This is a genomic window from Pirellulales bacterium (assembly GCA_035533075.1).
In the GTDB taxonomy this organism is placed as follows: Bacteria; Planctomycetota; Planctomycetia; order Pirellulales; family JAICIG01; genus DASSFG01.
Genome location: DATLUO010000173.1, coordinates 1 through 23,934 on the forward strand (window position 1 = coordinate 1; position 23,934 = coordinate 23,934).

26 protein-coding genes are annotated in these 23,934 nt (G+C 64.3%); 13 read left to right on the plus strand and 13 right to left on the minus strand.

The window, feature by feature from the left end; genetic code table 11:
- The first annotated feature begins 222 nt into the window (after window positions 1-222).
- The gene (locus VNH11_21240; protein HVA48905.1) at window positions 223-3,309 is read left to right on the plus strand and encodes a PVC-type heme-binding CxxCH protein; all 3,087 of its coding nucleotides are present in this window, start codon (window positions 223-225) and stop codon (window positions 3,307-3,309) included.
- A gap of 3 nt (window positions 3,310-3,312) precedes the next feature.
- On the opposite strand, the gene VNH11_21245 is transcribed toward VNH11_21240, so the two are convergent.
- From VNH11_21245 to VNH11_21255, 3 genes are read right to left on the minus strand one after another with little or no spacing between them, the layout of a single operon-like run.
- Entirely contained in the window at window positions 3,313-3,729 is a 417-nt protein-coding gene (locus VNH11_21245) for a hypothetical protein (GenBank protein ID HVA48906.1), read from the minus strand.
- A gap of 8 nt (window positions 3,730-3,737) precedes the next feature.
- Window positions 3,738-4,175, minus strand: a complete 438-nt coding sequence (locus VNH11_21250) for a hypothetical protein (protein ID HVA48907.1) — start codon at window positions 4,173-4,175, stop codon at window positions 3,738-3,740.
- The gene (locus tag VNH11_21255; protein ID HVA48908.1) at window positions 4,172-4,990 is read right to left on the minus strand and encodes a TIGR04255 family protein; all 819 of its coding nucleotides are present in this window, start codon (window positions 4,988-4,990) and stop codon (window positions 4,172-4,174) included. The genes VNH11_21250 and VNH11_21255 overlap by 4 nt, the downstream gene beginning before the upstream one ends.
- A 142-nt stretch (window positions 4,991-5,132) precedes the next feature.
- On the opposite strand from VNH11_21255, the gene VNH11_21260 reads away from it, so the two are divergent.
- The 6 genes from VNH11_21260 (at window position 5,133) to VNH11_21285 (ending at window position 11,063) form a co-directional block, all read left to right on the plus strand.
- Complete coding sequence (locus VNH11_21260) at window positions 5,133-7,715, plus strand: MMPL family transporter (protein ID HVA48909.1); 2,583 nt, start codon at window positions 5,133-5,135, stop codon at window positions 7,713-7,715.
- 60 nt (window positions 7,716-7,775) lie between these two features.
- The gene (locus VNH11_21265; protein ID HVA48910.1) at window positions 7,776-8,327 is read left to right on the plus strand and encodes a cyclic nucleotide-binding domain-containing protein; all 552 of its coding nucleotides are present in this window, start codon (window positions 7,776-7,778) and stop codon (window positions 8,325-8,327) included.
- 14 nt (window positions 8,328-8,341) lie between these two features.
- Window positions 8,342-9,139: an aldolase/citrate lyase family protein gene (locus VNH11_21270; protein ID HVA48911.1), complete on the plus strand. Its 798-nt coding sequence runs from the start codon at window positions 8,342-8,344 to the stop codon at window positions 9,137-9,139.
- A gap of 3 nt (window positions 9,140-9,142) precedes the next feature.
- Window positions 9,143-9,472, plus strand: a complete 330-nt coding sequence (locus VNH11_21275) for a Rieske (2Fe-2S) protein (GenBank protein ID HVA48912.1) — start codon at window positions 9,143-9,145, stop codon at window positions 9,470-9,472.
- A 41-nt stretch (window positions 9,473-9,513) separates the two neighbouring features.
- Window positions 9,514-9,810, plus strand: coding sequence for a DUF4404 family protein (locus VNH11_21280; GenBank protein ID HVA48913.1), 297 nt, complete (start codon window positions 9,514-9,516; stop codon window positions 9,808-9,810).
- Window positions 9,811-9,911: 101 nt separating this feature from the next.
- Entirely contained in the window at window positions 9,912-11,063 is a 1,152-nt protein-coding gene (locus VNH11_21285; protein HVA48914.1) for an amidohydrolase family protein, read from the plus strand.
- Window positions 11,064-11,109: 46 nt separating this feature from the next.
- Here the strand turns inward: VNH11_21285 and VNH11_21290 are convergent, their stop codons facing one another.
- Both VNH11_21290 and VNH11_21295 read right to left on the minus strand, forming a co-directional pair.
- On the minus strand, window positions 11,110-12,129 hold the full coding sequence (locus VNH11_21290) for a molybdopterin-dependent oxidoreductase (protein HVA48915.1): 1,020 nt from the start codon (window positions 12,127-12,129) through the stop codon (window positions 11,110-11,112).
- Window positions 12,130-12,213: 84 nt separating this feature from the next.
- Window positions 12,214-12,564, minus strand: a complete 351-nt coding sequence (locus VNH11_21295) for a hypothetical protein (protein HVA48916.1) — start codon at window positions 12,562-12,564, stop codon at window positions 12,214-12,216.
- 67 nt (window positions 12,565-12,631) lie between these two features.
- On the opposite strand from VNH11_21295, the gene VNH11_21300 reads away from it, so the two are divergent.
- Window positions 12,632-12,811: a hypothetical protein gene (locus VNH11_21300; protein HVA48917.1), complete on the plus strand. Its 180-nt coding sequence runs from the start codon at window positions 12,632-12,634 to the stop codon at window positions 12,809-12,811.
- Window positions 12,812-12,858: 47 nt separating this feature from the next.
- Here VNH11_21300 and VNH11_21305 read toward each other — a convergent pair whose 3' ends face one another.
- Window positions 12,859-13,734: a methylene-tetrahydromethanopterin dehydrogenase N-terminal domain-containing protein gene (locus VNH11_21305; GenBank protein ID HVA48918.1), complete on the minus strand. Its 876-nt coding sequence runs from the start codon at window positions 13,732-13,734 to the stop codon at window positions 12,859-12,861.
- 12 nt (window positions 13,735-13,746) lie between these two features.
- Window positions 13,747-14,244 (minus strand): formaldehyde-activating enzyme, encoded by a 498-nt coding sequence (gene fae, locus VNH11_21310; GenBank protein ID HVA48919.1) that lies wholly within the window; start codon window positions 14,242-14,244, stop codon window positions 13,747-13,749.
- Window positions 14,245-14,663: 419 nt separating this feature from the next.
- Here fae and VNH11_21315 point away from each other — a divergent pair, with 419 nt between their 5' ends.
- On the plus strand, window positions 14,664-15,110 hold the full coding sequence (locus VNH11_21315) for a CAP domain-containing protein (GenBank protein HVA48920.1): 447 nt from the start codon (window positions 14,664-14,666) through the stop codon (window positions 15,108-15,110).
- A gap of 9 nt (window positions 15,111-15,119) precedes the next feature.
- Window positions 15,120-16,244 (plus strand): ATP-grasp domain-containing protein, encoded by a 1,125-nt coding sequence (locus VNH11_21320; GenBank protein ID HVA48921.1) that lies wholly within the window; start codon window positions 15,120-15,122, stop codon window positions 16,242-16,244.
- A gap of 47 nt (window positions 16,245-16,291) precedes the next feature.
- Here VNH11_21320 and VNH11_21325 read toward each other — a convergent pair whose 3' ends face one another.
- From VNH11_21325 to VNH11_21335, 3 genes are all read right to left on the minus strand, one after another.
- Window positions 16,292-16,441, minus strand: a complete 150-nt coding sequence (locus VNH11_21325; protein HVA48922.1) for a hypothetical protein — start codon at window positions 16,439-16,441, stop codon at window positions 16,292-16,294.
- Window positions 16,442-16,579: 138 nt separating this feature from the next.
- Window positions 16,580-16,813 carry a hypothetical protein gene (locus VNH11_21330; protein HVA48923.1) on the minus strand — a complete coding sequence of 78 codons (234 nt, stop codon included), beginning with the start codon at window positions 16,811-16,813 and terminating at the stop codon, window positions 16,580-16,582.
- Window positions 16,810-17,016 carry a hypothetical protein gene (locus VNH11_21335; protein HVA48924.1) on the minus strand — a complete coding sequence of 69 codons (207 nt, stop codon included), beginning with the start codon at window positions 17,014-17,016 and terminating at the stop codon, window positions 16,810-16,812. Before VNH11_21335 ends, VNH11_21330 begins: the two co-directional genes overlap by 4 nt.
- Before the next feature lie 42 nt (window positions 17,017-17,058).
- Here VNH11_21335 and VNH11_21340 point away from each other — a divergent pair, with 42 nt between their 5' ends.
- The 3 genes from VNH11_21340 to ald all read left to right on the plus strand — a co-directional run bounded on the left by VNH11_21340 (window position 17,059) and on the right by ald (window position 21,289).
- Window positions 17,059-18,234 carry a hypothetical protein gene (locus VNH11_21340; protein ID HVA48925.1) on the plus strand — a complete coding sequence of 392 codons (1,176 nt, stop codon included), beginning with the start codon at window positions 17,059-17,061 and terminating at the stop codon, window positions 18,232-18,234.
- Window positions 18,235-18,627: 393 nt separating this feature from the next.
- On the plus strand, window positions 18,628-19,992 hold the full coding sequence (gene der / locus VNH11_21345; protein ID HVA48926.1) for a ribosome biogenesis GTPase Der: 1,365 nt from the start codon (window positions 18,628-18,630) through the stop codon (window positions 19,990-19,992).
- A gap of 184 nt (window positions 19,993-20,176) precedes the next feature.
- Entirely contained in the window at window positions 20,177-21,289 is a 1,113-nt protein-coding gene (gene ald / locus VNH11_21350; GenBank protein ID HVA48927.1) for an alanine dehydrogenase, read from the plus strand.
- Between the two features lie 134 nt (window positions 21,290-21,423).
- Here ald and VNH11_21355 read toward each other — a convergent pair whose 3' ends face one another.
- The 3 genes from VNH11_21355 to VNH11_21365 all read right to left on the minus strand — a co-directional run bounded on the left by VNH11_21355 (window position 21,424) and on the right by VNH11_21365 (window position 23,919).
- On the minus strand, window positions 21,424-21,816 hold the full coding sequence (locus VNH11_21355; protein ID HVA48928.1) for a hypothetical protein: 393 nt from the start codon (window positions 21,814-21,816) through the stop codon (window positions 21,424-21,426).
- Window positions 21,817-21,982: 166 nt separating this feature from the next.
- Window positions 21,983-22,276: a hypothetical protein gene (locus tag VNH11_21360; GenBank protein HVA48929.1), complete on the minus strand. Its 294-nt coding sequence runs from the start codon at window positions 22,274-22,276 to the stop codon at window positions 21,983-21,985.
- 185 nt (window positions 22,277-22,461) lie between these two features.
- Window positions 22,462-23,919 carry a DUF1501 domain-containing protein gene (locus VNH11_21365; protein ID HVA48930.1) on the minus strand — a complete coding sequence of 486 codons (1,458 nt, stop codon included), beginning with the start codon at window positions 23,917-23,919 and terminating at the stop codon, window positions 22,462-22,464.
- Window positions 23,920-23,934: the final 15 nt, after the last annotated feature.

Below are 23,934 nucleotides of genomic sequence, written 5' to 3' on the forward strand. Positions count from 1 at the left end.
TGGCTGGGGCAGAGCTTGGCCATGTTGCGGTTGGCAGTGGTTTACGGTGTCGAGGCCAAGCGATGCCCCGGTTGATTCGGCTTCGGTCCACCACCGGGGCGTCGCCTGGCCGCCGGACGGAATGAACTGCTAGCCTGGCACCGGTCAGGCTCTGCCCCAGCCACCCCCGGTCACCATGCCTATTGACGGGCCAGGAGGCCCTTCCTCCCAGAGACCCAACAAATGAAACAAACTCTGCGATGCGGCCTGCTGGTTTGGGCTGCAATGGTTTCCTTTGCCACCGCGGCCGAAAACGATTTTCCGCGGCCTTACGACAGCGAGACCGACTTGTCGGCCGTGCGGCTGGCGCCCGATGCGGCCGCCGCGGCGTTTCGCGTGTCCGATGGATTTCACGTCGGCGTGTTCGCGGCCGAGCCCGATGTCTGTAACCCGATCGCCGTGACCTGGGACACGCGCGGCCGGCTGTGGGTGGCCGAGAATTACACATACTCGGAGCAACCGAAGAAGTTCGATCTGGAACTGCGCGACCGCGTGCTGATCTTCACCGACCGCGACGGCGATGGCCGCTTCGACGAGCGCCGCGTGTTTCTCGACGACGCCCAACGGTTGACCAGCGTCGAAGTCGGCCGGGGCGGCGTGTGGCTGATGTGCCCGCCGCGGTTGCTGTTTGTTCCCAACCGCGACGGCGACGACCGCCCCGACGGACCGGCCGAAACGGTGCTGGAAGGCTTTGATGTGCCACCCGAAAACTATCACAACTTTGCCAACGGCCTGCGTTGGGGACCCGATGGCTGGCTCTATGGCCGTTGCGGGGCTTCGTCGCCGGGAGAGATACGCCGGGCAGACGCTCCCGAAGCCTATCGCGTGCCGCTGCGCGGCGGCGTGTGGCGCTATCATCCGGTGCTCAAGCAGTTCGAGGCGATTTGCCACGGCACAACGAACCCTTGGGGACACGACTGGGACCGTCTCGGCGAAGCGTTCTTCATCAACACCGTCAACGGGCATCTCTGGCATACGATCGCCGGCGCCCACTTAGAGCGGCCGCACACGATCAACGCCAATCCGCTGGTCTACGAGCCGATCGAAATGCACGCCGACCACTGGCACTTCGACACCGGCAAGGGCTGGACCGACTCGCGCAAGGCCAGCGGCGAGCACGACCGGCTCGGCGGCGGCCACGCCCACGTCGGCATGACCATTTACTTGGGCCAACAGTGGCCGGCGGCTTATCAAGGCCGGCTGTTTACGCTCAATCAGCACGGGCGACGGATGAACGTCGAGCGGCTGGAGCGTGAGGGGAGCGGTTACGTCGGAAGGCACGAACCCGACATCTTGCAGTCCGGAGATCCCTGGTTCCGCGGCGTCGAAGTTACCTATGGACCCGATGGCGGCGTGTATCTCGTCGATTGGAGCGACACGGGCGAATGCCATGAAAACACGGGCGTACACCGCAATTCGGGCCGCATTTACAAGGTCACGTATGGCCGGCCCGAAGCGAAGCCGGCCGATGATCTCACGCGCCTGGACATCGCGGAACTGGTCGCGATCGAGAGTGGTGCGAACGAATGGCTGGTGCGTGCCGCACGCCGCGAACTGACCGATCGAGCGGCCCGTGGCGGCGACGTGCAGCCGGCGGTCGAAGCACTTAACCGGCTGGTCGCATCCGACGATGCTGTGGTGCGCCTACGTGCGATCTGGGCGCTTACATCGCTGGCCGCCACGTCTCGCTCGCAACTCATGGCCATGCTTGCCGACCACGACGAGCACGTCCGCACTTGGGGCGTCCGTTTGCTGACGGATCTTTGGCCGCTCGACACGGCCATGGGTACCTCGCGGGCCGAAGCCGTCGTGCCTGATGAAGAGGTGCTCGCCGCACTGGTCGCGCGAGCTCGCGACGACCATTCCGGCCTGGTGCGTCTGGCGTTGGCATCGACGTTGGGACGCTTGCCGATCGCCCTTCGACCGAAGCTGGCCGCGGCACTGCTGGCGCATGACGAGGACGTGGCCGACCATAATCTGCCGGCGCTGATCTGGCAGACGTTGATTCCGCTGGCCGACCGCCAACCGCGGCAGCTCTTACCGTTGGCCGTCGATGCCCGGCTGCCGCAGTTCCGCGTGTGGACCGCGCGACGCCTGGCGGAGCTGGCCGGCAAACAGCCTGAGCTGCTGGCCGAGTTGTTTCGCCGCGTCGTTGACAAGCAGTATGAAGTGCGGCGCGACGTGGTGTTGGGCGCGGTCGTCGGGCTGGCCGGGCAACGCAAGGCGTCCCAGCCCGATCGCTGGCCGGCCCTACTGGCGTCGTTCTCGCCGCCGCCGGCCGAAGTGCAAGACGCCCTGCGGACGTTGGGCGTGGTGTTTGGCGACGGTCGGGCCTTGGATGAGGTCCGGCGACTGGCGCTCGACGACAAAGCCGAGCTCGACCACCGCCGCGCCGCTCTCGAAACGCTGGTCGAAGCCGGTCCGTCGGACTTGCGCCAGGTCTGCGAAAAGCTGCTCAAAGTGCGGTTTTTGAACACCGCGGCCCTGGCGGGGCTGGCGCGCTTCGACGATCCGGCCATCGGCCGCCAGCTTGCCCGAAGCTATCGAAATTTTCATCATTCCGAACGGGCGGCCGTGATCGAAACGCTCGTCTCGCGGCCGAGTTTCGCCGGCGAGCTGCTCGACCAGATGGCCGCCGGTGCAATCGCCCGCGGCGACGTGAGCGCCGTACAGGCCCGGCAGATTCGCAGCTTCGGCGACGCAAAGTTGACCGAGCGACTGGCCGCCGTCTGGGGCGAGCTGCGCGACTCACCACAGGACAAGCAGCAGCTCATCGACACGCTGAAGCAGCAACTCTCGGCGGCGCGGCTCTCGAACGCCGACAAGAGCCGCGGCCGTGCGATTTTCGCCAAGTCGTGCGCCACCTGTCACCGGATGTTCGGCACGGGCGGCGAGATCGGCCCCGATTTGACGGGCGGCAACCGCAAGAACCTCGATTACTTGCTTTCCAACATCGTCGATCCCAGTGCCGCGGTGAGCAAAGACCATCTCATGTCGGTGCTGCTGCTGAGCGACGGCCGCGTGGTGAACGGCATCGTGCTGGCCGAGACCGAGGCGGCCGTGACCGTGCAGACCGCGCAAACTCGCCAGGTTATCTCGCGGATCGAAATCGAGGAGCGGTCACCCTCGAAGTTGTCGTTGATGCCCGATGGCCTGTTGCAACCTTTGCAGCCGCGCGACATCGCCGACCTGTTCGGCTATCTCATGAGCGACACGCAGGTGGAGATGGCGGCGAGCGCGGGAGCGTCGAGCGCTGGTGCCGGGCCATAGTTATCAGTGTTTTGCCGGCGGAAAGGGACCGTGGACCGCGCAAATGAGTTGCTCGGCAAGAAGCTGCCGGTGCTTAAGCGAATCATTTGTTTCCGGCTCGCCGAATGCAAGACTTGGTATCTCGGCATGTCCTGGCGCATCGTCATCTGGTTTAGGCACGATTTCAATGCCTGCGGCGCGCAAGTCGCCCGCGCGCAGTTCCAAGACATAGTAACCGTGCTTGCTCGCCCCCCGGGCCGTTTCGTCCAGTTTCCTGAACTTCGCGCGAAAGACGGAAAGGCCGGTAGTATCATCACGGCGAGGCTGAAATGCTTCCGGCAATACCTCGTCGACGCTCTTCACCCAGCCTGTTGACACCGGGACGCGACGATAAAGGACCTCGTCATCTGCGATCGTTTCGTGCTCGCCGGGCAGAGGCATGTCGCACGCTATCTTCGCTCGCTTGCCAGGTAGGCTCTGTAGACCAGTGCCGAATTCCTAAACCCAACAACTTCCATTTCACCACGACGATTGACGGTCAGTCTATCGACGCACTGGCCTGATTTCCACTCAAAGACGACGCCGCCGATCGCATCTTGGATGACGTGGGTAGGAGCGACGGCGCCGTTTTTGCGCAACTGTCTTGCAAGGTTAGATGCTGACGCGATTGCCTGCCCGCTCGGAAGCATGTAGCCATCCTCGTCAAGGCGCTCCTCGGGGTCGCTATGCTTTGGACCAAGGTCAATTAGCTGGTCCTGCACGTCGTCCCAATCGTGGTCAATCGATGTCAGTGCTGGGGTGGCCAAGCTCTCCGACAGCGCAACGGTCGTCTTGGCCGCATTGATGGCCGGGCTAGACAGGCTAAGAGCCGACTCGATGGTCTTCATTGCGTTCGATTCCAGATCCGTTGGGCGTATTCAGTCGTCAAATCCGCAAATGCCCTCACAATGGTTTCGTGACCCAAATCGAGACCGGCGAGGAGATCTGTGCCGTCGCTGTGCGCAGGTCCGCGCGCAGTCAACACGAGCAAGAGAATCGCTTCTGGACCGTCGTTCTTACGCCAAGCGCTTTTTAGCTGCACGTGCAGCCTGCCACGCTGTGGCACTATCTCATAGTGCCACTCGCCCCCAAAACTCTCGGCTTTGGTCCCTGCCGGGCTTCCTGGAGAAGCAATCAAATGTCGGAACGGGGCCGCCCATTCGTGAGTGTCCTTCCACACAGTGCCCATGGGGAGATGATTCAGGTAGGTCACCTCCCATTGGTTTGGGCGAAGGTCACCAAGCTGGTGTTCCGATAAGAAGTGGCTTAGGCGTGCTGCCGCAGCTTCGAATTCTGGCCTGACGAAATCGTAGCTCGGATATCCGATGCCAGAATCACCAAGCCAATTAAAGGAAAGACGGCCATTCTGAAGCTGGATCATCCGATCGTTGGAGGCATTGCGCGCTTGCATCCGCAGCGCGATTTCCTGTGTCAACTGGAACTGAACGCCCATGTTTTCCCAGGAAACTACCGGCTCAAATCGCTCGAATTGGGCAGGCAACGGGGGAGCGTCAGATGCATTCGCCCACTCCTTGCCGAGATAATGAAGAAAGAGGCCCAGGTGGGTGTTGTTGAATTTAGGGACCGGGTCGAACTGGACGCTCAAAGCAGTTTCGACAACCGGAGGATCCTTGAACTTCGGCAGTCGCTCGACGTCAGCCATGGTCTCAAGGTCGGGTGTGTTCAGAATGCCTTACCTTAATCGCCGCCCCTCGAAAAGGCAATACATTCGCATGGCGGCTTAATCGATTCTAGCATCCGATGGCATCGAAAGGCGACCTGACGTTTTTCCCTGTATCGCCGCGATGAGCCGCCGTAAGAAGGTGCTCCCCTTCCTGATGGGCATTTGGTGGCTGAGCACCACGGGGTTCCAGACTCACTCGCAGCGCAAGCTCGCTTGTCCCACCCTATGCCCGGCTGCTACGATTAACTCGCAGAGGCCGGCACGACGTAGCGGTCGGCCGCCGATTCATCCTGTTTGGTCCGGACCTGAGTCCGGTGTTCGGCTGTTGACGATTTACCAGCGTCTGGCAAAGGGCGTTTCACGGTGGTGGCTGCCGGTCATGTTGATGTGGCTGGGTGTCGCCGCGGGCGTGCGCTATGCCGCGCCACGATGGGATGACGTCACGCGCGACGGCGACCTGGCTTATCTGCCCGACGAAACGGCCAGCGTTCGCGGCGAGAAACTGCTTCACGAAGCGTTTCCCAACCACCGCTCGAGGAGCCAGATGGTGCTGGTCTGCGAGCGGGCCGACGGACCGCTCACTTCCGACGACCGGCGAGCGCTGTTCGACGTCTCGACGCGGTTGGCCGCCGGCGACGACGAGGAGCTGCCGGTAGTCGATGTCTGGTCGCCCTGGACCGAGGTGATCGGCAAAAAGCTCACCAGCCACGACCGGCACGCGGCCTTGATTGTGCTGCTCATTCGCAATGAATTCATGGCGGTCGACAATATCCGCCTGTTGGCGCGGCTGCGGGCGCTGGTCGACGAGGTGCGGCACGCGCCCGATTTTCCGCAGGGGCTGCGGCTGGAGATCTCCGGCTCGGCGGCAATCGGCGGCGACATGAACGACGCCGCTCAGGAGAGCATCAAGAATACCGAAGCGGCCACGATCGCCCTGGTCGTGGTGATTCTGTTGCTGGTCTATCGGGCACCATTTCTGATCGCCATTCCGCTGATCACGATCGGCGTATCGATCGTGGTGTCGCTGGGAGTGGTGGCGGCGTTGACCGAGCACTGCGCGCTGCCTCGATGGCAAGTGGTGGGCGGAAACCCGACGCTTGAGTGGCTCGACTTCAAAGTGTTCAAGACCAGCAAGATTTTTATCGTGGTGATCTTGTTCGGCTCCGGCACCGATTTCTGCCTGTTTCTGATCTCGCGGTTCAAGGAGGAGCTGCAACGCGGGGTCGATCGTGTGCAAGCCGTGACCAACTCGCTGGCCAATGTGGGCGAAGCCCTGGTAGGCAGCGCCATGACCACGATCCTGGGCCTGGGCACGATGCTCTTCGCCGATTTCGGCAAGTACCGCAACAGCGGACCGGCCATCGCCATCTGCCTGGCCGTGACGTTGGTCGCCTGCTTGACGCTGGCCCCCGCCTTGTTGCGGGCCATGAGCCGTTTCGTATTCTGGCCCTTCACGCCGGCCGTCCGTGCGGCTACTGGGCCGAGCGAAACCGAGACCGAGGGCGTGGCGCTGGGCGGTCTGTGGCAAAAGATCAGCCGCGGCATCATCGCCCGGCCGGGGCTGATCCTGACGGTGAGTTGCTTGGCGATGGTGCCCTTGGCCTATCACGGCCTGTCGGTGCCCGTCACCTACGATCTGTTGGAAGAATTGCCGCGCACTTGCACCAGCGTGGTCGGCACGGAGCTGCTCAAACAGCACTTTCCGGCCGGCGACATGGCGCCGATCACGGTCCTGGCCGAGCGGAGCGACGCCGAATTCGACTCGCGCCAAGGGATGAAGCAGATCGCGGGCCTCACCAAGCTGCTCTACGACCTGCGCGGCGTGGAAAGCGTGCGCAGCCTAAGCGAGCCGCTGGGCGACAAGCCGGGAGCGCTGCGCCTGGCGAAGCTGGCGGTGCTCCGCCATCCGCGCACAAAATCGCTCTACCTGGCCCAGTCGGAAAAGCTGGCCGGACAAGTCACGCGTTTCGACGTCATCACGCATTACGACCCGTTTTCGATCGAAGCCGCCGACCTGCTCGACCGCATCGACCGCCGGCTCGACAAGCTGACTCAGGACGAAGCATCGGTCTGGCACGGCACGAATTTCGTCTATGCCGGAACGACCGCCGGCGTGCGCGATCTCAAGGCGGTGACGCTCAGCGATCAGTGGCTCATCGAACGGCTGGTGGTGATCGCCGTGCTGGCGGTGCTGATCGTCATTCTGAGGCGGCCGTTGATCTGTGTCTATTTGATCGTGACGGTGCTCTTCAGCTACCTGGTGACGATCGGGGCCACGGAGTTGGTGTTCTCCAGCATTTCTCAGCCGTATACGGGCCTCGATTGGAAGGTGCCGATCTTCTTGTTCGTGATCCTTACGGCCATCGGCGAAGATTACAATATCTATCTGGTGACGCGGGTGCTGGAAGAACAGCGCCGGCACGGGCTGGTTGAGGGGCTGCGAGTCGCCGTGGTCCGCACCGGCGGCATCATCACGAGTTGCGGCGTGATTATGTCCGGCACGTTCATTTCGATGATGTTCGGCTCGCTGCGGGGCATTTCGGAGCTGGGTTTTGCCCTGAGCCTGGGCGTGCTGCTCGACACGTTGGTGGTGCGGACCGTGCTGGTTCCGGCGTTCCTGGCGCTGGTTTACCGCTGGCGCGAGGCCGTGCCCGAACCGGCCCTCGAACCGCCTCGCGACGGCGAATGGGCCGGCGGGGGATAGCTGCGGACTTACGTCGGCCGTACAATCCAGGCATCGAAAATCCAAAACTCGAACAAGCCCATGCCCACACCACCCCTCGCTGAAACCCTTGCCGGCGTTCCGCTGTTTGCCGGTTTCAACCCGGACGATCTCGACAGCTTGTTGAAGAGCTTCGAAGAAGTCTCGTACCCGGCCGACGGTATCGTGTTTCGCGCCGGCGAGCAGGATCCGGCGCTCTATCTGATCATCAGCGGCGCGGTCGAAATCGTACTCGACGTGCCGGGCGGCCAGGAAGCGGTGATCGCGACGCTTGAACCGAAAAACGTCTTCGGCGAGAGCAGCTTCTTTCATCCCGCCCCGCACAGTGCCACGGCCCGCTGTCCGCGGGCGAGCACGCTCATGCGGCTGTCGCGCCGCGAATACGAGCGCTTGCTCGATGCCGGATCGTTGGCGGCCTTTCGTTTGGCGACGGCGGCGGCGGAGATTCTGGCGGCCCGGCTGCAAGCCACCGACAAATGGACCGCGGATCTGCTGAGCGAAGAAAACCAGCAACTCGCGGCGACCTGGCGCCGGTTTCGAGAGCAGATCGGCGTCTCGTTCGATTTTCCGCATGGGTTCGTGCATCCGTACTAACCATGGAGCCCTCGATGAAAACCAACCCCGTCAAACGCCTGCTGCGCGAAGGGAAGCCGACGTTCGGCACCTGGCTGTCGCTGGGCGACCTGTATGCCACTCGCGTGCTGGCCCGCAGCGGCTTCGACTGGCTGACGCTCGATATGGAGCACTCGCCGATCGACTGGTCGCAGGCGGCCACGGTTTTTGCCGCCATCGCCGACGCCGGCTGCGTGCCGCTGGCCCGCGTGCCCAAGGGGAACCACGACTACATCAAGCGCGTGCTCGACGGCGGCGCCTGGGGCATCGTGGTGCCGATGGTCGACACGGTCGAGCAGGCCCAGATCGCGGTCCGCGCCGCCAAGTATCCGCCGGTCGGCAATCGCAGCCTCGGCGGCGGCATGCACGCCATGAACTTCGACACTTCGTCGGGCGAATACTTCCGCAAAGCCAACGACGAGATCCTGGTGGTGTTGCAGACCGAAAGCCCCACCGGCGTGCGCAACGCCGAAGCGATCTACAGCCTGCCGGGCGTCGATGCCATCTTCGTCGGCCCCGTCGATCTGCGGGCCAACATGCGGTCGGCCGACGGACGCGAGGCCGGCGACGCCGAACTGGAAGAGATGCTGGCCCGTGTGGTGGCGGCTGGCAAAAAGGTCGGCACGCCGACCGGCATGCATACCATGGATCCCAAAGCGGCTCTGGCCCGCGCCGAGCAAGGGATGCAGTTCATCGCCATCGGCAGCGAATTGCGGTTCATGACGCAGCGTGCCCTGGAGGTGATTCGCGCGGTGCGGCCGGAGCTGGGCGACAAAGACCTGGCGCGATATTGAGCGATGGCCGAGTTCGTTACCATTACGAAAGCCGGCTCGATTCCCGAGGGGCAGGGCGCGACGTTCGTGGTCAACGGCCGGCTGGTGGCGGTGTTCTATGAGAAGGGGCAATATCACGCCATCGACGACCTTTGTCCGCACATGGGGGCGTCGCTGGGCGCGGGCGAGGTCTGCGACGGCGTGGTTACTTGCCCGTGGCACGCTTGGCGATTCAGCGTCTGCGACGGCACCTGGCGCGACAACCCGAAGCTCAAGATCGAGCACTTCGAGGTGCGGGTCGTGGGCGACGAGGTGCAAGTCTACGTGCCAGAGAAGAAGGCGGCGGCGGGGTAGGTCTACTTGCCCAATCAGGCCGCTAGTCCTATCTTAGCGCTATGCCCGACGACTTGCCGAAATTGCGTGCCACGCTGGTGGAACTGCGCCGCGAACTTGAAGCGGCGGGCAGCCTCGACGCCGATTCACTGGCTATGATGCGGCAGGTGATGGCCGATCTCGAGCAAGCCATCGCGCGCAGCGAGGAGGCCGGGCGGCCGTTGGATGCCCAATCGGCGCAGCGCGGCTCCGTCGTGCGACGGCTGGGCGACGCCGCCCGCGGCTTCGAATCGACGCACCCCATGCTCTCCGGCGCCATCGGCAGCGTCATCGACGCCCTGGCCCAGATGGGAATCTAGGGATTGTGGATTTTCGATTTTGGATTTTGGATTGCGAGCACACAAACCCGAAGCGCAAGCGAGGCGCACCCGCTCGTCGTCCTCGCTTGCGCTTAGGGTTTGTGTTTAGCCTGCTGGCCAGTGTGGCTGGTGCGCAAGAGGCGCCGCTCGATGGCCGCGAGGGGCGAGAGCTGCTCTTGGATCGCTTCCGCCCGCGGTCGCAATTGAAGGTCGAGCCGCATCCGTTGACGCGGGCCAAATTTCCGGCCGTCGACGTTCACGTACACCCGCGGATTCGCCTGCGGCACTCGCCCGAAGAACTGGACGACTTCGTGCGCCTCATGGACCGTCAGAACATCGCCGTGTGCGTCAGCCTCGACGGCGGCATGGGCGAGGCGTTCGACGAACACTCCAAGTATCTCTGGACCAAGTACCGCCCGCGGTTCGTGATCTTCGCCAACATCGATTGGCAGGGCGACGGCAAGTCCGGCGAGCCGGCCACCTGGGACTGCCAGCGGCCCGACTTCGGAAGGCGGATGGCCAAAGAGCTCGCGCGGCTCAAAGCGGCGGGCATCAGCGGGCTGAAAGTCTTCAAGGATTTTGGCCTCAAGTATCACAACGCCGATGGCTCGCTCATCAAGATCGACGACCCGCGCTGGGATCCGATCTGGCGGGCATGCGGCGAGTTGGGACTGCCGGTGATCATGCACACCGCCGATCCGGGCGCGTTCTTCGAGCCGCTCGACGAGACCAACGAGCGCTGGGAAGAGTTGCACCGCCATCCCGACTGGAGCTTTTTCGGGCCGCAATGGCCGTCGCGTGCGGAGTTGCACGCGGCGCGAAACCGCGTGATTGCCCGGCATCGGCAGACCACGTTTATCGGCGCCCACCTGGCCAACGACGGCGAAGACCTGGCCCAGGCGGGCCGCTGGCTCGACGAGCACCCGAACCTGGTGCTGGAGATCGCCTCGCGGATCAACGAGCTAGGCCGTCAGCCCTACACGGCCCGCGACTTTTTCCTGAAATATGCCGACCGCATTCTCTTCGGCACCGACGGTCCTCGCTCGCCCGACCGGTTGGTGCTTTATTGGCGGTTTCTGGAGACGCGCGACGAATACTTCCCGTATGCCGAGACGCCGTTTCCGCCGCAGGGCTTTTGGCGAATCTACGGCCTGCACTTGCCCGACGACGTGCTGAAGAAGATTTATTCCGAAAACGCCGCACGAATTATTCCCGGCGTAAAGGAGCGGTTGGCGAAGCGAGCCGGGGAATAAACGGCCCGATGAACCCCATTCCGACTCCGAATCGCCTTCGTTCGCTTCAGCAGGTGTGGCGAGCTCGTCGCACGAAGTCGGCCTGGGGCGGAGCAAGCTGTGCGAGCGATGCCTCGTCGATGCGCGTGCCGATATCGAGCCGGGCCGCGCGGGGCTCGCCGGCAACCGTGAACGTCGCACCAAATAACGACGCTCCCCGAAGGTCGGCGCCGTTCAGGTCGGCGGCACTGAAGTCGGCGCCTTCCAGGTCGGCGGCCGCGAACGTCGCGCCGCGCAGCTCTGCGCCGGCAAAATGGGCGTTCGCCAGATTGGCGCCGTCGAAACTGGCCCGTGCCAGCACGCACTCGCGGAAGTCGGCGTTGCGCAACACCGCGCCCCGCGCGTCAAGGCCGGTCAAGTCGTGGCCACGCGCCTGCAGGCTGAGCAGGTTCAGCCCCGCGAAGCTGCGAGCGGCCAGCAGGCGCCGCATCTCGTGCCGGCTGACGTCGGCCGCGATGTAACGCTCTTCTCGCCACGGGTCGGCCACGTTGTGGTAGCCCGCTTCGCCTTCCCAGTAGCCCAAGCGGTCGGCGGCCAGTAGCTCGATCCGCTGGAGCCATTTGAGGCTTTTGTAGAAATAACGGCCCGGAACCACCAGCCGCACCGGCCCGCCATGCTCCACCGGCAAGGGACGGTTTTCGACCTCCAATGCCACGAACGCCCCCAAATCCAGCGCATCGCTCAGCACCAGTGAAGTCGAGTGGCCGCGATCGCTGCGGGCGACAAACGAGACGAAGCGGGCCAGCGAGGTCGGCTCGGCCGCGGCCAGCAGGTCGGCCAGTTCGACGCCGGCAAAATCGACCGCCAGTTTCGACCACCGCGTCACGCAATGAATATCGACCGGCCGCCGATGCCAGCGCAGCCGCCGCAACGCCGCAAGGTCGTAAACGCGGGGCGTGGCGACGCAGCCGCTGACGGTGACGGTCCAGTCGCCGTCGTGCTGCGCGGGACTACGCTCGCCCACCAGAGGCCATTTGCCGGGCGCGGCGAGTTGTTGACCGGGAGGTAGCGGAGGAGCGTCGGGCATGGGCGGTGGTTTGAAGTTGCCTCCATTCTAGCGACGGTTACGATAAACACTTATGCCAACGATTCAATTCGGCTGTCCTCGATGTCACTCGACGGTACAGGCCGACAGCGCGCAGGTAGGCAGGGCGGTCAGTTGTCCGACGTGCGGCAGCTCGGTGTTCGTCGCCCCGCCACCACCACCTGTGGCTGGCGCTCCGCCCCCTTTGCCGAATAAGGCCCCGCCCGTCGCCGGTGGACCGCCGCCCATCGCCGGTTTTCCACCGCGACCGGGCACGCCGCCGGTTCCGTCGGGGCCGCCGCCGATCGGAGGCGGCGCGGGAGCCGTTTCTTCGGTCCCACCGCCCAGGCCGGGCATGCCGCCGCCGATGGTCCGCTTCCCGCCGCCGCCGGCCGCGGCCCCAGTTGCCAGCGCACCGGCCACGGCTGTGCCGGCCATGGGGCTGGGACGCCCGGACGGTCCGCCTGCGCCGGCACCGATCGCGGCGCCATTCAGGCCCAGCGCCGTGCCCGTTTCAGCGCCAGGACAAGCGCAATCGTTGCCGCGAGAGCGCGATCGCAACATCGAACGGTTGACGATGGAAGAAAAGGAGCAGCGGCGTCTGCGCCGCAACATCATCACCGCTACTGTGGGCGTGGTGTTGTTGCTGATGTTGACGTTGATTCTGATGAAGATCGCGGGGTAGGGATGAGAGATGAGGGACGAGAGATCAGGGACAGGGATGGCCCTCGTCTATCCCTCATCCCTCATCCCTGTCGCAATGCCGTAAAGCTCTTCGGCGTCGAGCAACTGGTCGTTCGTTTCGAACAGACGCTGAATCGCCCGCTTGTGAATCTTCATTTTGAGGCCGCCCACTCCGACCGCTCCGTAGCAGATCACTCGCTCGCGTTCGACGCCGCGGTCCGTGACTTCCACGCCGCCCAACCCGGCGGGCGGCACCGCGTTGAGATCGATCGCCACCTTCAAGCTGCCCGCCCTGTGCCGTGCCTCGCTCGACGCCAACTCCACACCGGCCGCGCCCGTCGCAATCACCAGCGAGGCGTCTGTCAGAGCCGTGATCGTTTCTTCCTCAGAACTGGCCCGTGCGGGGACGATCTTCGCCGCCGGATACCGTGCGGCAACGGCGTCGCAAACGGCCTGAGCCCGTTCGAGGCGACGCGAAACGACGCGCACGGCCGCGCCTTCCAGGGCCAACAGGCGCACGGCGCGTTGGCCCACCGGTCCCGTGGCGGCCAGCACGACCGCGGTGGCGCCGCAAAGCGTGAGGTGCTTGCCCGCCGCCGCCACCGCCGCCGCGGCGGTGGTGTTGGCGCCCGAGGGATCGAGCATCACCGAGACCTTCATCGGTCCGAAAAAGGCGCGGCGAACTTCGGCCAACACCGCTTCGGCGGCGGCGACATTCGAGCCCCCGATAAAAATCGCCGTGTGGTGCAAGTCGCCCGGTCCGCGGGTGAAGATGGCCCCGTGGACGCGGTCGCGCACGTTCTCGGAGGTAATGGCATGCTGGCGCAGCAGGTGATCGGCGCCGGCGTCGATCGCCACCACGCTGTCAAACACGCTCGGCTGCTCGTCGGTGTCGAGCTGCAACAGGATCTTCGGCTTGCTCATCGCAATCCGACGCTAGAACCCGCGGAACGGATGCTTGGCGCTGTCCTTGCCGGCGATCATTTCTTCGACGCTCGGCTTGCTCTTCATCGCGTTGGCGATCGCCATTTTCGTCGCTTCATAGTTGTAGTCGTGGATTTTCTTGTCGTCCTCGGCTGCCGGGTGGATGAACACTCCGCAGACGATCACCAAATCTTCCGCCTGGTCTTTGCGAATGACGCCGGCGGCCACCGAATCGGCCACCGCCTTGGCCACTCCCGACTGGGCCGGGCCGAACATCTGCACGGCCTGCTTCATGCCCTTGATCGTCACCTTGGTGATGAGCACCGTCGCCGGCTTGACCGCCAAGTTGGGGGTTAACACCGCCAGCAGGTTCGAGTGGCCTTCGCTCTGCCGCGCCAGCGCATTGGCAAAGGCGTTGCCGACAGGCCCGTCTTTGCTGCCGATCAACAGGTCGATATGAGCAATTTCGTTGCCGTCGCCCGCCAGAGCCTCACCGATAAACATCGACATCGCCGGATCTCCTTAGTTGCTTGTAAGTGGACCATCGCCGCGCTCGCGATGGATGGCAAGGGGCAACAATAACAAACGCACGGCCAAATGCAATGACCCCGCGGGAAAGCGGGTGCCTCGCCACACCTTCCCCGCCGCCACCCCCTTGCAACCTACCGCCGGGCTGCTACATTAGTCCGCTTCGGCGGAAAACTCCGCTCCCACGGAAAAGGCTTCACAGTCTTCCCACCTTGCCGTCGCTCGCGGCGGCTCATGGATGGCTCGGCCCGGCATCTTCGCCGGGCGGCACTGAGCCTACACACTAGGCACGAAAGTCCTGCTGCGCACTCGTTTTACGTTCGGACGACGGTGTCCGGCCACGCGCAGGACTGCACGAATCGGAACGGCGAACGTTCCACACACCAAGGAGGAGAGCAACGATGCTGTTTGAGTCGCTACTTTTAGTTGCCGCGATCGGCTTTTGTGACGGGCCGCAGGCGGACGTATCGGAGGCACCGAAGGCGGAGACGGCGAAGCCCGTTGAGGCCGTGCCCCTTTTCCCGGCGGAAAATGAAATCGTCCAATGGACGAACGCTCAGCGAAAGCGGCACGGCCTGCCGCCGCTGGTGGTCGATGCGTCGCTGGAGAAGACCGCCCGGAACCACACCTTTTGGATGGCCTCTGTGCAAAGCTTGCAGCACGCGCAGGGAGCGTGGGCCGAAAACATTGCTCAGGGGCAGATTTCTGCCCAGCATGCGGTAAGCTCTTGGATGAACTCGTCGGGTCACCGGGCGAACATTTTGAACCGCCGGCACCGCCGCATCGGCGTGGCCGGCTTTGTGGGCCGCAACGGCCAGGTCTACTGGTGCCAGCAGTTTAAGGAGTAACGGCGGCAAGTGGGTACACCGCTCCTGATCGTGGGGGCGAGCGTGCGGGCCGCCGCCCAGTCGGCGGTCCGGCTGGGGCTGGTGCCCGTCTGCGGCGACCTTTTTGGCGACGCCGACCTGCCCGACGTCAGCGTCGGGCAGGTCGCGCGGTCGTTTCCCCGCGACCTGGTCCGTATCGCGGATCAGGCGCCGGCCGGTCCCTGGATGTACACAGGTGGTCTGGAAAACCATCCGCGCGTCGTCGCCAGAATCTCGCGGCGGCGCGAGCTGCTGGGCAATTCGCCGGCCAACCTGCGCAAGCTACGCGATCCGTTCACGTTGGGCCGCGTGCTCGATGACGCCGGTTTCCTTTTTCCTGAATGTCGCGATTCGAGCGACGGGCTGCCGCGCGACGGCCGTTGGTTGCGAAAGCACCGGCGGTCGAGCGGAGGTCTGCGCGTCGAGCGATGGTCGGGCGAGCGCGGGTCGTCCGAGGCACGCGGCTCCTATTATCAGCGCTACCTCGACGGCCTGCCGCTGGGGGCGGCGTATATAGCCGCGGCCGGGCGATCGCGCCTTCTCGGCGTCAGCGAGCAGGTCGTGGCCGGCACTCCGCAAGCGCCGTTTCGCTATGGCGGGTCGATTGCGCCCATCAAGCTGCCGCCACAGCAGCACGAATATCTGTCGGCACTCGGCGAGGTGCTGGCTCGTCAATTCGACTTGCGGGGTCTGTTCGGCGTCGATCTGATTGCGGCGGCCGACTGTCTTTGGGCCATCGAAGTCAACCCGCGCTACACCGCTTCGGTCGAACTGTTCGAGCGAGCATATTCGTTCAATGCCATTGAACTGCACCTCGCCGCGTGCCGCGATGGTCGGCTGCCGGATCTACAGACGAAGCCGCACGCGCGATGTTACGGCAAGTCGATTCTCTACGCCGACCGTCCGCAACGTGTGACGAATACACTCACATCCGCACTGTGTGGCCTCAACGCATCGGGCATGTGGCCGACAGTGGCCGACATTCCGCGTGCCGGGACGGAGATCACGACGGGTCAACCGGTGGTCACCGTGTTTGCCGAAGCCGCGGACCGGTCGACGTTGGGAGTCGCGCTACACCGCAGGATGGAGGACGTTCGATTCCTACTCGGCGCGTGAGGGTTCGGCATCAGGTTTCAGACGCCTGGCGCCTGATGCCCGACGCCTCAATTCGCGGGCGTGTTTTGTTCGTTTCCGGGCGGCTTGGCGCGCAACGCCAGGTGCGGTTGCGGCCGCGGATGGGGTGCGTCGAAAAGACGCCGCAAGATCAGCCGGCCGACGAGGCGCGGTCGGGCATGGCTCGTACGCATGGTCATGTTGGCACCTTTGCTCTCTGTCTCTCCCTCGCTCCCTCTCCCTTTCTTCCCTCGCCGACCGTCGGCCTCGCACGCCGCCGCCCTCAGGACTGTGGCGGCGGCCGCGCGAGTGCCAAACGCAGGACGACGACCGACCGCTTACAGGGCCGGTTGCACGGTCGTCATCGGACCGGGCAATCCGCTCTCCATGCTCGGAGCGCCCATGCACGGATCGGTATAGGTGCTCGCGGCAGGATAAGCCTCCGTGGCCGGATAGCCGGTCGCGCCAGTCGCGCACGGATTGCACTGCGCGCCGCGATTGAACCAGCGCCAGCAGCCGGCGGTGCTCGCCGTCAGCAGCGCCAAGGCCGTCAAAATCAAGAGCCTCTTCATGGCTTGTCTTCCCTTTCAGAAAAATCGGAACTGCCGGGCGAGGCTGTGGGGTCAAGCAACTCTACAACACGCCGCACGATGTGCAAACGCAACGCACGGATTTTTTTCACCGAGCGTTGCCGTTTGCCATCACGCCCCGGTTTTAGCGGGTACATTTCAATAGCCCGGCGGTTCTCCGGCCGGGCGGCAACCGACGAAGGCATGAATTGGCAACTTCGATGCGGCAGCGTTTCGCTTTGATCCTGATGCTCCAGTTCGCGGCCTGGGCGGTGCTTGGCGGCCGCGCCGCCGCCGTCGAGCGCGCGGCCGACCCACGGAGCGCGGAGACGCCTTCGCAACAAGGCTCTCTAGGGAACGCCCTCCGTGGCGTTCCGCCCTCTGTAGGGAACGCCCTCCGTGGCGTTCCGCGGCCAACCGAGGGATTTTCCCTTGTTTTGCCCCGGAACGCCACGGAGGGCGTTCCCTACACAGCCAGCGACGTTACTCGCGCGGATAGTTATCCGCAGACCGCCGCACCAATGGTCCCCAGCCAGCTCTGGCTGGTCAGCACCCGTTCGTTGCCCCACGGGCCGCCCGGCTCCTCGCGCCGCGCGGTGCCTGAGGTCAGCCGATATGAGCAAGACGTCTGGCAGCCGTCGTCGCTCGACGATCTCATGGCCGCGCGCGATCCGCGGCTGACCACCGTCGTGCTGGTCCACGGCAACGACACCGACGACGACCAGGCGCGCAGCAAAGGACTGGGGGTGTATCCCTCGCTGGTCGAACGGGCCGACCAACCCTTTCGCTTGATCATCTGGTCGTGGCCGGCCGATTACGTCCGCGGCAGTATGCGGCAGGACGTTCGCGTCAAAGCCGAACGGGCCGATTTCGATGCCTTTTATCTGGCGCAGTTCATCGACGAGCTCAACGGCAGCGACCCGGTCAGCCTCGTGGGCTATAGCCTGGGGGCGCGCGTGACTACCGGCGCCTTGCACCTGCTGGGCGGCGGCCCGTTGGCGGGAAGAAGCATGGCTGCCGAGCGCCGCGCGGGTCGGCCTCCCCTCCGCGCGGTGTTGATGGCCGCCGCCGTCGACGAAGACTGGCTGTTGCCCGGTCGCCGGCAGGGCCACGCCCTGGACGTCGTCGAGCGCATGGTGTTGCTGGTCAACCCGCGAGACCGCGTGTTGCGCTGGTATCGCTTCCTTTCTCCCGGCCGCGGGGCCGCCGCGCTCGGCTCGCGGGGATTTACGTCGTTGGCCACGTTGGGCGCGCTGCGTCAAAAAATCGAGCAGATCAACGTCAATCCGATGATCGGCGGCCAGCACGGCTGGGCAAGCTATGCCAGCTCGCCGGAGATTCTGGAACAACTGAAACGCGAGGTGATGATCGGCACCGTGCGGCGGAAGGAGCTGTTGGGCGGGCAGGTGGAAAGCCGGCGGTAGGGAAATCGCGAACGGCACAATGCCTGACGCGATCAAAGAAAACCAATCGTCTCGCTCCTACAATCCAGGACTGACCACCGCGGTGATCATGTTTCTACCCGCTGGGGCCTTTGCCATTCTTGAACTGTAAGTGACCGGCGAGGTTGGCTGGCGTTACCACGTGCTCGGACTACTGACGGCGATTGCGGGCCATGTGGCAATTGTCGGCTACTGTTTGCGCCGTACCAACCCGATGCGCCAGCCAGGAACGTGAAAAAGAGGGCAATACTTCGCTTGCGATTCGCGCATAGGGAAATCGGAACGGATTCAGCGAAGCTTTACGGCCCGCGAGACGTGAATCCCCGAGACCCGCGCTCCCTTCCGCGTTTCCCGTTTACCGTCTACCATTGAGTCATGGGAGTCGCTCAAGTCGTCATCGTCGGCCGCCCGAATGTGGGCAAATCGAGCCTGTTCAACTGGATCATCAACCGGCGCGTCGCCATTGTCGACGACCAGGCGGGCGTGACACGCGATCGTTTGACCCAACTGATGTGCGTCGGCGATCGCTACTTCGAGCTGGTCGATACCGGCGGCATCGGCATCGAAGATGTCGACAACCTGACCAGCCACATCGAAGAGCAGATCGAAACGGCGATTGAGTCGGCCAATATCATCCTGTTTGTGGTCGATACGCGCGACGGCCTGGTGCCGCTCGACGAGGACGTCGCCAAGCGGCTCCGCTACACCAAGGTGCCGGTGATCTGCGTGGCCAACAAGACCGACGCGGAACCGCTCGACGCCCAGGCCAATGAGTTCTATCGGCTGGGCCGGGGCAAGCTGGTCCGCGTCAGCACCCAGCAAAACCGCGGCAAGCAGGAGCTGCTCGATGAAATCTTCGAGCGTTTGCCCGACGAGACGGCCGAGGGACCGCCCCCGGAACCGATGATGAAAGTGGCCATCGTCGGCCGCCGCAACACGGGCAAGAGCACGTTCGTGAACACGCTGGCCCAGGCCGAGCGGATGATCGTCAGCGAGGTGCCGGGCACCACGCGCGACAGCGTCGACGTGCGGTTCGAGCTCGACGGCAAGGCGTTCATGGCCATCGACACGCCGGGCCTGCGCCGCCGCAAGAGCATCTCGACCGACATCGACTTTTACAGCACGCACCGGGCCGAGCGGAGCATTCGCCGGGCCGACGTGGTGTTGCTGTTCCTCGACGCCACCGAGCGAATCAGCAAGGTCGACAAGCAGCTTTGCGGCTACATCGCCGAACAATACAAACCGTGCATCTTCGTAGTCAACAAGTGGGACATGATGGCGGCCAGCCTGCCGACGGAAAAATGGGTCCACTACCTCCGCGACACCTTTCGCACCATGCGCTACGCGCCGATCGCTTTTGTCACCGGCAAGACCGGCAAGAACGTCAAGGCGTTGTTGAATCACGGCCAGATGCTGTTCAAGCAGGCCCGCACGCGGGTGAGCACCTCCGACCTGAACCGCCTGCTGAAAGCGGCGATCGAGAACAATCCGCCGCCCTTGTATCGCAACCGCCAGCCCAAGATCTATTATACCACGCAGGTGGGCGAGGAACCGCCCACGGTAGTGCTGTTTTGCAATCAGCCGCAAGCCATCAGCGAGAACTACCGCCGTTACCTGCTGGGCGTTTTCCGCGACAATCTGCCGTATGCCGAGGTGCCGATCAAGCTCTATTTGCGGAAGCGCGAGAGCGCCGAGCCAGCGGAGGCTGTGGAAGGAGAGAGGCAGCCGGCGGCAAAATAGGTCGGTGGCTGGGGCAGAAGCTGGCCGGGGTGCGGTCGTGCAATCCGTAAGACGCCGTCGGCCAGCGATGCCCCGGTGGTGCTGCTACCGGGGCATCGCTTGGCCGCAGGGCTTGTTGGCAAATCCAGCCCCACCCGGCCAAGCTCTGCCCCAGCCACCACCAATCCAGAATCCAAAATCCAAAATGATCGTCGGCGTTCCCAAAGAGATCAAACGCGATGAATACCGCGTCGCCATTCTGCCGGTCGGCGTCGAAGAGCTGACGCGGGCCGGGCACACCGTGCTGGTGCAATCCGGGGCGGGACTCGGTTCGGGGATTCCGGACGAGCGCTACGCCGAGCAGGGTGCCAGGCTCGTCGATCGGGCGGACGAGATCTTCGCTCAGGCCGAGTTGATCATGAAGGTCAAGGAGCCGTTGCCGGCCGAATGGCCCCTGCTGCGTAGAGGGCAGACCGTGTTCACCTATTTCCATTTTGCCGCCGACCGCGAGCTGACCGAGGCGGTGCTGGCATCGGGAGCGACGGCCGTGGCTTATGAAACGCTGCGCGACGATCGGGGCCGGCTGCCGCTGTTGACGCCGATGAGCGAGGTCGCCGGTCGCATGAGCATTCAAGAGGGGGCAAAGTATCTGGAGCGGCCGCAAATGGGGCGCGGCATTCTGTTGGGCGGCGTGCCCGGCGTGGCGCCGGCCCACATTACGGTTCTGGGTGGCGGCGTGGTGGGGGCCAACGCGGCCAAAGTGGCGGCCGGATTCGGGGCCAGCGTGGGCCTGCTCGACATCAACATGGACCGGCTGCGGTATCTCGACGACGTCATGCCGCCCAACGTCGATTGCCTGTTCAGCGACCGGCACACGATCCGCGAGCAGCTCAAGCGGGCCGACCTGGTGATCGGCGCCGTGCTGATTCCCGGCGCCAAAGCGCCCCGCCTGATCGACTACGACGACCTGAAACTGATGCAGCCGGGCAGCGTGATCATCGACGTGGCGATCGACCAGGGCGGTTGCGTGGCCACCAGCCGGCCGACGACGCACAGCGAGCCGACGTTCATCGTCGAGCAGGTGCTGCATTATTGCGTCACCAACATGCCCGGCGCCGTTGGCCGCACGAGCACCTACGCCTTGTGCAATGTGACCTTGCCGTGGGCCATGCAGATTGCCCGGCGGGGCATCGAAGCGGCCGCGCGGGCGCTGCCTCCCATCGCCAGCGCCGTCAACATTATGGACGGCGAAGTCACCAACGAAGCCGTCGCCGCCAGCTTCGCGTTTCCCTTCCGCCCGCGCTTCGCGGAAGCGTGAGCTATTCGATCGTTCTACGTCGCGCGGCCCGACCCAGGCTGGTCACCTCGCGGAGCGCCGCCCGTCATCGTACTCGGAACTCGGCGAAGGAGTCGGGTCACACGACCACCGCCAGATGGTCGAACTTAACCGTTTCACAGGAGCGACTGGAGCCTTTCAATGGCCTTCCGTTCTTCGCGGCGACGCTTGCTGCGCCGGCGCTTGCGGGAGGTGGTGGCTTTTGCGGCCGCCTCGCCTTTTGGAAGGCTGCCAACCCCGTCGAAGGCCGCAACGCTTGGCGCCGCGTCACGCCGCAGCTCCACCTCCAACACGGCGGAATTTGGAAGGCTGCCAGCCGTTTCGAAGGCTGCCATCCGCGGCGCCGCCGCGCCGTCCGAAACAGTTTGTTCCGCCACGCCCGAATCAGGAAGGCTGCCAACCGTTTCGAAGGCTGCCACGGTTTGCGACGATTCGTAACGCCGGAAGTAGCCGAGCAGTTTTTGGCTAGTTGAAAGCATCGTGATAGTTGCGCGAGCATGATCGAGCACAACAGTAGATGAGATTGTCGTCGCTGTCGTCACCGCCGGCGCACACGCGGTGGTAATGATCGACCGACAATGCGCCGGCCGAATCCGTCTCCGAGACGCCGCAGTAGCCGCACAAATGCGAGAATCTCGCCCTGACCTGCCGGTGTCGCTCGTGGGCCACGCGGCTTCATTCCTTGACGCCAAGCAACTGGCGCGTCCGTTCACTCAAGGCGGCTTCCGTTGCCGAAATCTCGGACTCAAGCTCGTCTCGGCGGGCGCGTAGCGCAGCTTCTTGCTGTTCGAGCTCCGCGATCGCGCGCTTGGCCGCCCCGAGCGCGGGCAACTCAGTGGGGGCGCACTCGGTGTCTTGAAGCCGTCGGAGCCAGTCCGCGTAAAACTGCCGATCGGCGTCAGACAGCGATTGCCCGCGAGTTGCTTTCAAATGCAACGGCCACCAACGGTCGTAATCGTGCTGATTCATAGCTGTCACTCCTCCGGCCATTTTACACCCCGGCGGCACCAACATCAATTTGCGCGGTTCAAGTCTATGGGTTCGCCAATGCGAGCCGCCGAGCCAAAGCAAAACCCGCCTCATTCTTAAGTGCAGAAAGGCCTGTCGATCTTCCGTAGCAGCTCCACGTCTTCAATCCGTCGAACCTCCGGAGGTCACGCGATGATCTCTTCCATCGGCTCGCCGTAATCGATCTCCAGCCGCTTGTGGCCCGGCACTTCCAGCCGCCGGGCGTCGAGACCGAGCTGCCGCATCAGCGTGGCGTGAACGTCGGTCACATAGTGCGGATGCTCGACGGCGTGGAATCCGATCTCGTCGGTCGCCCCGTGAACGACGCCCCCCTTCAGCCCGCCGCCCGCCATCAACACCGAAAATCCATAGGGATGATGATCGCGTCCGTTGCCGCCCTGCGAGCCGGGCGTGCGGCCAAACTCGGTGGCGAACACCACGATCGTCTCCTGCAGCATGCCCCGCTGCTTCAGGTCGGCCAGCAGCCCGGCGAGCGGCAGGTCGACCTGCGCCGCCAGGCCGGCGTGATTGGCCCGCAGGTTCGAGTGCGCGTCCCAGGCGCCCGCGGCGCCGTCGCCGTGCATGATCTGAATGAACCGCACGCCCCGCTCCACCAGCCGCCGCGACGCCAAAAGCTGCATGCCGAAGGGCCGCGTCGTCGGGTTGTCGAGGCCGTACGTTTTCTGCGTGGCCGCCGTCTCGCCGTCGAAGCGGATCACTTCGGGCACGGCCTGCTGCATGCGAAACGCCAGCTCGTAGCTTTTGAGCCTTGCCCGCAGCGATTCGTCGTCGGGATTTTTTTTGGCGGTGCTGCGATCGAGCCGGCCGATCAGGTCGAACTCCAACTCCTGTTCTTCGGGCGACAGGTCGAGTTGCGGCTTGGCGAAGGGGAGCGGGTTGGCCGGATCGACCGCCAGCGGCACCGCGTCGTAGGCGGGGCCGAGATAGTGCGCGTCGCGCGTGTCGAAGAACCGCGGCCCCATCGAAATGAACTGCGGCAGGTTCTCGTCGAGCGTGCCCAGGCCGTAGTTGATCCAGGCGCCGATGGTCGGAAAAAAGCCGTCGAGCATGTGCCGGCCGGAGTGAAACTGCACCTGCGCGCCGTGGTTGTCGTCGGTGGTCCACATCGAGCGGACGACGGCCAGGTCGTCGATGACGCCGCCGAGGCTCGGGAACCAGTCGCTCACCTCGATGCCGCTTTGACCGTGCTTCTTGAAGCCGACTTGCAGTGGATAGAGCACTTTTCGCTGCTGGCCGTTGGCGTCGTTCACCACGACCACGCGGACCTTCTTGAGCCGTTCCGGGTTTTGCACGCCGGCAAACGGCGTTTCGTCGATCGACTTGCCGGCGTACTGGTTGAGCGCCGGCTTCGGATCGAAGCTTTCCAGGTGGCTGACGCCGCCGCGCATGAAGAGCCAGATCACGCTCTTGGCCTTGGGCGGAAAGTGCGGCCGGCCATCGGGCCGCTGAAAGCCTTCGGCACCCTGCCCGTCACGGGCCAACAGCGCGGCCAGCGCGATGCCGGAGATTCCCCGCGCACCGTCAAAGAGGAACGATCGTCGCGACTGGCAGTGACATTGCGGGTGTTGGGGGAGCAGGTTCATGGCGATCAAGTTGAG